9 protein-coding genes and 4 pseudogenes are annotated in these 8,584 nt (G+C 68.0%); 6 read left to right on the forward strand and 7 right to left on the reverse strand.

What is annotated here, in order from left to right; all coding sequences use genetic code 11:
* Window positions 1-94 (forward strand): transposase (locus QMK24_RS39670; RefSeq protein WP_283471767.1); only part of this gene is annotated, 94 nt, incomplete at its 5' end.
* Window positions 95-196: 102 nt separating this feature from the next.
* Here QMK24_RS39670 and QMK24_RS39675 read toward each other — a convergent pair.
* Together QMK24_RS39675 and QMK24_RS39680 are read right to left on the reverse strand one after the other, a co-directional pair.
* Window positions 197-331, reverse strand: a pseudogene (locus QMK24_RS39675) (5-dehydro-4-deoxyglucarate dehydratase); the annotation flags it as partial.
* Window positions 332-434: 103 nt separating this feature from the next.
* The gene (locus QMK24_RS39680) at window positions 435-1,019 is read right to left on the reverse strand and encodes a transglycosylase SLT domain-containing protein (RefSeq protein WP_349307964.1); all 585 of its coding nucleotides are present in this window, start codon (window positions 1,017-1,019) and stop codon (window positions 435-437) included.
* Between the two features lie 910 nt (window positions 1,020-1,929).
* Here QMK24_RS39680 and QMK24_RS39685 point away from each other — a divergent pair.
* Window positions 1,930-2,469: a TauD/TfdA family dioxygenase gene (locus QMK24_RS39685; RefSeq protein WP_283471769.1), complete on the forward strand. Its 540-nt coding sequence runs from the start codon at window positions 1,930-1,932 to the stop codon at window positions 2,467-2,469.
* A 200-nt stretch (window positions 2,470-2,669) separates the two neighbouring features.
* On the opposite strand, the gene QMK24_RS39690 is transcribed toward QMK24_RS39685, so the two are convergent.
* Window positions 2,670-3,077, reverse strand: a complete 408-nt coding sequence (locus QMK24_RS39690; RefSeq protein WP_283471762.1) for a Sec-independent protein translocase subunit TatB — start codon at window positions 3,075-3,077, stop codon at window positions 2,670-2,672.
* Window positions 3,078-3,361: 284 nt separating this feature from the next.
* Between QMK24_RS39690 and QMK24_RS39695 the strand changes: the two are divergent.
* Window positions 3,362-3,906, forward strand: a pseudogene (locus tag QMK24_RS39695) (transposase); the annotation flags it as partial.
* 242 nt (window positions 3,907-4,148) lie between these two features.
* On the opposite strand, the gene QMK24_RS39700 reads toward QMK24_RS39695, so the two are convergent.
* The gene (locus QMK24_RS39700) at window positions 4,149-4,394 is read right to left on the reverse strand and encodes an antitoxin (RefSeq protein ID WP_283471763.1); all 246 of its coding nucleotides are present in this window, start codon (window positions 4,392-4,394) and stop codon (window positions 4,149-4,151) included.
* Between the two features lie 137 nt (window positions 4,395-4,531).
* Window positions 4,532-4,723, reverse strand: a pseudogene (locus QMK24_RS39705) (IS5/IS1182 family transposase); the annotation flags it as partial.
* A 56-nt stretch (window positions 4,724-4,779) separates the two neighbouring features.
* Here QMK24_RS39705 and QMK24_RS39710 point away from each other — a divergent pair.
* A complete protein-coding gene (locus QMK24_RS39710; RefSeq protein ID WP_283471764.1) occupies window positions 4,780-5,304 on the forward strand; it encodes a helix-turn-helix domain-containing protein in 525 nt (174 codons plus the stop codon).
* A 295-nt stretch (window positions 5,305-5,599) separates the two neighbouring features.
* Entirely contained in the window at window positions 5,600-7,063 is a 1,464-nt protein-coding gene (locus QMK24_RS39715) for an FtsW/RodA/SpoVE family cell cycle protein (protein WP_283471765.1), read from the forward strand.
* Between the two features lie 244 nt (window positions 7,064-7,307).
* Here QMK24_RS39715 and QMK24_RS39720 read toward each other — a convergent pair whose 3' ends face one another.
* Entirely contained in the window at window positions 7,308-7,574 is a 267-nt protein-coding gene (locus tag QMK24_RS39720) for a hypothetical protein (protein WP_349307963.1), read from the reverse strand.
* Window positions 7,575-7,667: 93 nt separating this feature from the next.
* A pseudogene (locus tag QMK24_RS39725) lies at window positions 7,668-7,877 on the reverse strand (ATP-binding protein); the annotation flags it as partial.
* A 550-nt stretch (window positions 7,878-8,427) separates the two neighbouring features.
* Here QMK24_RS39725 and QMK24_RS39730 point away from each other — a divergent pair.
* The coding region (locus tag QMK24_RS39730) for a transposase (RefSeq protein ID WP_283471770.1) at window positions 8,428-8,584 on the forward strand (157 nt) is incomplete at its 3' end.

Raw genomic sequence — 8,584 nt, forward strand, 5'->3', positions numbered from 1 at the left:
CTGGTCCGGGTCCTACTTCGCCGGGTCCTGCGGCGGCGCACCGCTCACCGTCGTCCGCCAGTACATCGAGAACCAGCAACGCCCAACATCCTGACCGTTACCCCGGAGGCACACGGAACTCCGGCGCTTCGCGCCTCCAGGCCAAGGATGCGCTTCACCCCCGCCCCAAAGGGCGGAGCACCGCGCAAGATCAGAGGTAGAACCCGCCCAGGAGCCGCCCCGCCGTGAGGTCGTCGTTCTCGGTGAAGGCTCGGTGGAAAGCGAGGGCGATTTCCGGTGCGAAGGCGAAGACCGCCGAGGAGTACAGGGACACTCCGACGCCGCGGTACGCGTGCACCGCTCCCGCTGCTCCGACACGTTCTGGTTCGGTGGAACAGGCCGGTAAGGGTGTGTCGGGTCCGGGCGTCGCGGTGATCGCTGCGGAGATGGCGGGCTCAGTATGCCGAGTCGACGTTGTCGATCGAGCCGTAGTTGGCGGCCGCGTAATTGCATGCGGCGGTGATGTTGGCGACCGGGTCGTAGATGTCCATCGAGGTGCCCGCGACGTGGTACTGCTGGAATGTCGGGTCGATGACCTGGAGCAGGCCCTTGGACGGGGTGCCGGCCGCGGCGTTGGAGTCGGTTAGGTTGATGGCCTGTGGGTTGTCCGAGGACTCCCGGATGATGTTTCGGTAGATGCCGTCGTAGGTGCCGGGTATGCCGTGTTCGGCCATGACAGCCAGAGAGTGCTTGATCCAGCCGTCGAGGTCGTCGGTGTAGGCGACGGACGCGGTGGCGTCGGGCGTCGCGCTGACGGGGGGCTGCGGCGCCTGTGATCGGGCGGCGCGCTGGGCTGAGTTCTGGCGGCTCCGAGCGGCCTCCTCGGCGCGCTTGCGAGCCTCGGCCTTGGTGCGAGCCTCGGCCTTCGACCAGGCTTCGGCTTTCCTGATCGCCTCGGCTTTCCTGAGGCCCTCAGCCTTCGACCGAGCGGCCGCCTCCGCCTTCGACCCGGCCTCGGCCTCGTTCTCGGCCTCCTGCACATTCTGCCGGACGATGCCTGCCTGCTGGGACCTGATGTCGCTCGTGGGCCGCGGGTTCCGCCCGAATGCGGCTTCCGGCCCGGACGCGTTCTGCGCGTCGGCCGTTTCCGGAATTCCTGGCAGAGCAGTACAGGCAAGAGTCGCGGTCACGGCGGCTGCCGACGCCGTGGCAACGACGGCAAGGCGAGTCCGATTCGGGTGTTTCCGGGCATGTTTGCCCATGGCTGACCCCATCTCTCCGGGTGCGTGAACGCGTTACGCCGAGCAGAAATGGGACGGGATTTCTGCGGTCGCGCTCTTCGGGTGGGGAGATGTCTAGCGCCAGGGAAAACGCTCAGCAACCACCGGCGCTACTAGCCGACATCGTCGCCGCCGAAACGACAACCCATTTCCGCCGTGCCCACGCCAGGCGCACTGGCAAAGTGGACCACTATCCGGAGTCGTATGTGACGTGAGTCATATGACGAGGCTCACACCGGGCCCGGCGACTCACTCCGTCCCGACCTTCCATTTGTCCGCGTGGCACGCAGGGTCCTGCCGTTCACTGCGATCGGGACTTCGGAACAGGTCGCCGGCAGGACCACGGGTGAGGACGACTATCACGCTAAATGGGTTCAACGCCCCTGCCCCGTCGCCGCGCTGCAAGGTCTCCGCCGGCTGCACCTGCGGGGGTGTGATCGCCGGCACGAGGTGGCCGGCGATGCTGGTGGGTGATCTGCTGATGTCGCTGGCCGGGCAGCTGTTCGTCACCAGCGGCCTGCCCGCTGGTGAGCCCGCCGGCAGGCCAACCGGCCAACGACAGCGCCAGGTCACAGAAGGTCCTGGCCCGACGCACGATAGTTGTCACCAAGGCGGGCTCGTTGTCACTGGTGCTTGCCGGGGTGCCGACCGCGCGATTGGGAGGGCGTCGGTGGAGTCGGCGGGCCTGGCACTCGCCGACTTCTCACCCGAGGACTTTCCGCTGCCGACACTCGACCCCGTCCTCGCCAGCCTCCTCGGCGAGCTGATGGACGGCCACGGCTTCGCGCTGCTCCAGGGTGCGCCCGTCGCCGACCTGAGCGAGCACCAGTACGAGATCCTCGCCTTGGGACTGGGCCGCCACGTCGGCCGCACCGCCGCGCAGGGTCCGGGCGAGCATCGGCGTCATATGCGTGACCTGGGCGTCGACCCATCGGACTCGACGAGTTACAGCTACCAGCACAGCGGGCAGCTCGGCTACCACGCCGATCCGAACGATGTCGTCGCACTGCCGTGCGTCCGGCCGGCGAAGTCCGGCGGACTCAGCTGCATCGTCAGCTCGGTCGCGGTGCACAACGAGGTCGTGCGCACTCGCCCCGACCTGGCGGAGGTGCTGTACCGGCCCTGGCGGCGCGACCTGCGCTCCGGGGACGGTCCCCACAGCTTCCATCAGAGCCCGCGGACCCGCGTGCCGGAGACCACGCGACGGTGACCGTCCGTCAGACCTGCACCAAAAGTGATCCAGAACCAGAGTTCAGCCGCCGCCGGCAGAGGCGCCGCCCAGCAGCGTCAGCCCCGGTCCGTGAACGCCCGCGGCCGGGCATCACCAGCCTCCGGTCGTGACGGTTCTGCGGTGGCGGCAACCCGACCGGCAGGCAGCAGAGTGATTGGCAGGTGTGGCTGCGGACTTGTTCAGGTCGCGTCGGGGTCGTAGTGGAAGGGGCCGTCTTCGGCGGGCTGCCTGGGATCCGCCTTGGTCAGGTTAACGCGGCTACTGGCTGTGCGGGCCGCGTCGCGCAGTGCTTCCGCCTCCTCATCGAGGCGGAAGCTGTCCCGGATCTCCCCCAGTCCGAAGGGGTCACCGGCGAGGAGGTTCTTCGCGATGAACGTTCGCGGGTTGAGGTCCTCGAATTCGAAGTCCTTGAACTCCGGACCCAGTTCCTGTCGAAGGTCTTGCTTCGTGCCGTCTGCGAAGGTGCGGATCTTGCGGAGGATCCCCATCGCCTCGGAGATCATCTGGGGCAGTTTGTCCGGGCCAAAGACGAGCGCGGCGACGACCAGGATGGTGAGCAGCTTGAGCGTGCTGATACCGAAGAACACTTCCACCTGCCCTTGTGGTTCGCGGCAAGCCTTGGGCCAACGCCAAAATACTTGCATGATTGCGCAATTTAGCAAAGTATTAGATGTGGGCAACAGGGGGGCGCCAGCCTCAACGTGGCCACCGCACGTTCCCCACCGCAGGGAAGACCGTCGGCGGCCGAGTGCCACGCCACCGTCGAACAGGACGACGGAATCCACGGCCAGGGCCGAGGCGGAGGCGGAGGCAGCCCGGTCTGTCCTGTCGTCGACTCGGCCCGCTCATCGGCGAGTTGGCCAACCCCTGGATGGCCACCGAGGCAGGTCGGCTCCACGCACGCCGAGGCCACGAGCGCCTGCGCGCGCCCGGCGCCGGACCGAACCACGAGCTGGTGTTCACCGATCGAGTGATCGTGACCCTGGTGATCCTGCGCTTCCAGCTCCCCCACGCCGCGCTGGCGGTGTTCTACGGCGTGGACCGCTCAACGATCACCCGCGCCGTTCACGAGATCCGCCCCTTGCTCGCCACGCGCGGCTTCGCCGTTCCCGGGCGTCCTGAACTGCGGCTCCGCACCCTGGCAGACGTCTTCGCGTACGCCGCCGCCGAGGGCGTCGAGCTTCGGATCGACGGCACGAAGGCTCAGGTCCGCCGCCCGAAGGCGAACAAGCCAGGCCGCCGAGCCTTCGTCTCGGGCAAGCGCAAGCAGAACACCAGGGAGGCCACTGTGATCACCGACGAGAAGGGAAGCACGCTGTGGACCGGAGCGGTCTGGCCCGGCCCGGCCGCATGCACGACCAGACGGCCTTGAAGACCGAGGGCATCCGCGACCTGTTCGAGAAGTATCCCGAGGTAAGGAGACCCTCGGGCTCTACGACGCCAACCCGATCGCGCCATTCCTGATCATCGCGAGCCTGGCCGTGCTCAGAGACAGGGCCTGTAGGCAGCAGAGCCCGCTGGTAGGGCGGGGGAATGGCTGAGGTCGCCGTTCCCCCGCCCTACCAGTCCCCCGACCGACCCGGCCCCGACCGGCCGGTCAGGGGCTCAGTGCCGTTCGGCCAGGGCCGGCAGTCGGTGCGGCAGGGAGGGTGCGGGGGTCAGGCCGGGGAGTCCCCGTGGCCACCGTCACCGCCGTTCTTGGGCTTGATGTTGTCCAAGGCGCCCTTCGCCTTGTCCACGCCACTGTCGATCTTGGCCGTGTACTTTCCGCCGGTCTTGGAATCCACCGTGCGGGCAGCCTTCTCCAGTCCGGACTCGATCTTGTCCCCGTGCTGCTGCGCGAGGTCACCGGCCTTGATCTTGGCCTGGCCGAGCTTGTCCTTCATCGTGTCCATGAAACTCATGAGGCACCTTCCCGCGAGACGATGAGTGGCAGGCGCCTCGCGGGCCGTGCCGGTATGACGGTTCCCAAGCTAAATGAAACTTGCTACATTGCGCAACTATGCAATCGAAGGTGAGCCTCGGCGTCTCCTGATGCGGAAGCGCGCGCGGCTTCTACGACCCAGCGGTTCTTGCCCGGTCCGATACTGTGCTCGGTGCCGCGGCGGGCGATGAGCGGGAGGATACCCAGGTCGCGGGCCTGGCTGCGGTAGATGTCGTGGTCGTACCCGCGGTCGGCGTACAGGACGTCGGGGCGTTGGCACGGGCGTGTGCGCTTGCCTCGAATCGGCGGTCGCAAGCGCCGCGACAGCCGACCGCGCCGCATGAGGTGCGCGTGGTCTCGGCGCGTTGAGCGCGCCGCCGGCTGATCAGGCCCCTTGGCTGCGCCGGCTGACCGAGGACGGCGGATCCCGCCCCGACGCGATCATGATCACCGCGGCGCGGGATGTCGCCTCGGTGCGCACCGCCATGACGCTGGGCGTCGTCGGCTACCTCGTCAAGCCTTTCGGATTCGCCGCGCTTGATGAACGGCTGACGGCATATCAGGCGCTACGCCGGCGCCTGGACTCCCTTCCACCGGAGGCGGAGACCGACCAGGCCGAAGTGGACGCCCTGCTCAGTGCCACCCGGCCCACCTCGCTGCCACCCGTCCCGGCCAAGGGCCACTCGGCACCGACCCTGACCCGCGTCTGGGAGACGGTGCGCTCGGCCCGCGCCGATCTGTCGGCAACCGACATCGCCGAACTCACCGGGGTCTCCAGGGCAACGGCGCAGCGCTATCTGTCCTACCTGACCCGGGAAGGAATGGTCCATCTGGAACTTCGCTACGGCACGACCGGCCGCCCCGAACACCGCTACCGCTCGGGGCTGTGAACTGCCCGTCAGGCGAACAACCCCTTGAACACCCGGCGATGGCCCTCGCCCCCGAAACGGCCGGTCTAGTGCGGGGGGCAGGCAGCTCTGCGTGTATTGCGGGGCACGGGGTCCACCATGCGTGCTTGCGCGCCTGCCATCGGTGACGTCTCGTATTCCTGTGGCGTCCCCCGTTGGACACCTGGACGGCAGCACTCCCCCATATATTTGCTATATTGCGCAATCATGCAAGTTGGGCATGGCGGGGACCGCCTGCACACAGATGCCTATCGGGCGGGCCAGGGGGCCAGGACACATGATGGACACGCGCGAACTGGATGCCCAGCAGTGGACCGCACAGCGGCGGAACACCGAATTGGCGCTGGTCGCCCTCGCCGTGCTGATCGTGGCCTTCGCCCACGCGTCCGTCGGCCTCGCCATGAAGGGATCGCTGCCGTCCGGAATCTGGGGCTACGGGCTGGGGCTGGGCTCCCTCGCCCTTGCCGCGCACCTCGCGGTGCGGTTCTTCGCCCGCTACGCGGACCCGTTGATCCTCCCGATCGTGGTGCTGCTCAGCGGCATGGGTCTGGTGATCATCGACCGGCTCGACGCCTCCTACGCGGTCAAGTACCACGCGGTTCCAGCAGCCCCCGGACAGGTGATGTGGACGGTCGTCGGCGCCTGCGTCCTGATCGCGGTGCTGGTCGGGGTCAAGCACCACCGGCTGCTGCAGCGCTTCACCTACCTGGGCATGGCGGCGGCGATGGCGCTGCTGATGGCACCCGCGCTCTTTCCCGGGGACAGCTACGGCGCCAAGCGCTGGATCTACCTCGGCCCGGTCTCCTTCCAGCCGGGCGAATTCGTCAAAATCATGATCGTGATCTTCTTCGCCGGCTACCTGATGGCCAACCGCGACGCACTCGCCCTGGTCGGCCGCCGGGTATGGGGCATCAGCCTGCCGCGCGGCCGCAACGCCGGTCCGGTGCTCGCGATTTGGGTCCTCAGCCTCCTGGTCCTGGTCTTCGAACGCGACCTGGGCACCTCGCTGATCTTCTTCGGGGTGTTCGTCCTCATGCTGTACACCGCGACCGAGCGCACCAGCTGGGTGATCTTCGGCCTGCTGATGGCCGTGCTCGGGGCATTTGTCGTCGGCTCCCTCGAGCCGCATGTGCACGGCCGGGTGGTGGCCTGGCTGCACCCCTTCGACATCTACCTCCCCGCTGCCCAGCGTCCCGAGGGCCTGATCTCCGACCAGGCCGCCCAGGCCCTGTTCAGTCTCGGCAGCGGCGGTCTCACCGGCAGCGGGCTGGGCCAGGGCCAGTCGTGGCTCATCGGCTTCGCCGGCCGCAGCGACTTCATCCTCACCACCGTCGGCGAGGAACTCGGGATGACGGGCATCGTCCTCGTCCTCATGCTCTACGTCATCCTCGTCGAACGCGGACTGCGCACCGCGCTGACCGTCACCGACCCATTCGGCAAGCTGCTCGCAGTAGGACTGGCCGCCACGATCGCCCTCCAGGTCTTCGTCGTCGCGGGCGGCGTCACCGGGCTGCTCCCACTGACCGGCAAGGCCCTGCCGTTCCTCGCCCAGGGCGGCTCCTCCTCGGTCGCCAACTGGCTGCTCGTCGCCCTGCTGATCAAGGTGAGCGACAGCGCCGGCCGGGCCGCCACCCAGCCCGAGGGCAACGCGACCATCCTCACACCGGTCGCCACCGAACAGCGCCGCCGCCCGGCCCCACGCCAAACCGGCCGCCGCCGCTACGAGCGGGACCCGTCCTGACCCTGGGCGTGCCGGTGTGGGGCCCGAGCGCGGGGTGGTGGGATGCTCCTCGGTCGGCGAGCCTGCTCATACTGATGGCCAAGTCCCGGCACAAGAGGCCGGAGAGCAACCGGCGCTACTTCAAGTCCTTACCCGAGGCCATTCGCCGAGGTCACCAACCTGCTCGCGCCGAGCGACAGCAGCCGCTGACGACCACGACGGCCGGTCGCCCTGTACAGACCTGGAGCGCAGTCGGCTGTTTGGTTCAATCCGCGCGCCGGCGAGCCTGGTTCGCCTCGCGGATGACTGCCCAGGCGTCCGCCACGGGACCCACGGGACCGAGCTTGTCGGGGTTGAGCACCGTGCTGATCATCGGGATCCGTCCGTCGAGTATGTCGAGCGTCCAGGTGTTGAGGACCTTGCCGTCCCGGTCGCGGAGGATCGCGCCCGGCTGGCCGTTCACCTCGTGTGGCTCCACGACCCCGCCGATCCGGGCGAACGGCGAGACGATAGCGGCGAGCGTCCGGGCCACCTTCTCGGCGCCGATGATGCCCGTGCCCCATTGCAGCGTTACGCCCCTCCTTCACGCCTTGCGGAGCTCCTGCACGCCGTGGGGAACTGCTGGTCAGCTCTCCCTGTAGGGCAGTTCGAGGGTGGCTACGGCTCCGTGGGGGGCGGCGTTGGTCAAGGTGAGGCGGGCGCCGATGACATGAGCCTGGCCGAGGACGATGGTGAGGCCCAGGCCGTGTCCGTGGCCGCGTGCGGCGGCTCCGGTGCGGAAACGCTGCGGGCCGTCGGCGAGGAGTTCCGGGGGAAAGCCGGGGCGCTCTTCACGGTCTGACCGGGCTTGACGGATGGAACTGTCTGCACCGGATGTGCGAGGGCCTCACCGGATTCCGACAGAAAGTCAAAGCGGATCGTGTAGGTGAAGGTTTCGGGCTCGTGGTTGGTGACGTTGAACTCGACGCAGGCACGGGTGCCATCGCCCAAGCCGGTGATCTTGACTCCGTCCTTCTCCGGACCGGAAGGGATTCCCGGCAGAGCCGAAGCGCCGGGCGCAGCCGGCGAGTCGGAAGTCTGGGCCCCGCAGGAGGACTTGCCGGAAAGGTCCGGGGAGCCGGACCCCTGCGCCGAGTTGCCATTTGGCGAAGCGGCGGTCTGCGATCCGCAAGCCGTGAGCAGCAGGACGCCGGCGACGGCGACGGGAAGGGAGAGCGAGGCGCTACGCATTCGCCGAGTGGATCAGGCCGAACCACATCGAGCCGTGACGGGAGACACATTTCCGGTCACAAGCCTGTCACAGACGCGCTAGGGCGCGTATCGGGTCGTGATCATTCTGTGGGATTCGCCCTCCTCGCAGGGCTTGGACTGGTAGATCTACTTGCGTGACGAGAGCGCAACTGACTGACGGTGAATGGGAGTTCATTCAGCCACACCTGCCGATCGGCGAGTTCGGCCCGTATCCCGAGCAACTGCGGCAGCAGTTCGAGGGCGTGATCTGGCGGTTCAAGACCGGCGGGCAGTGGCGGGAGATGCCGCAGG

This window comes from Streptomyces sp. PH10-H1, assembly GCF_030063355.1.
Lineage (GTDB): Bacteria > Actinomycetota > Actinomycetes > Streptomycetales > Streptomycetaceae > Actinacidiphila.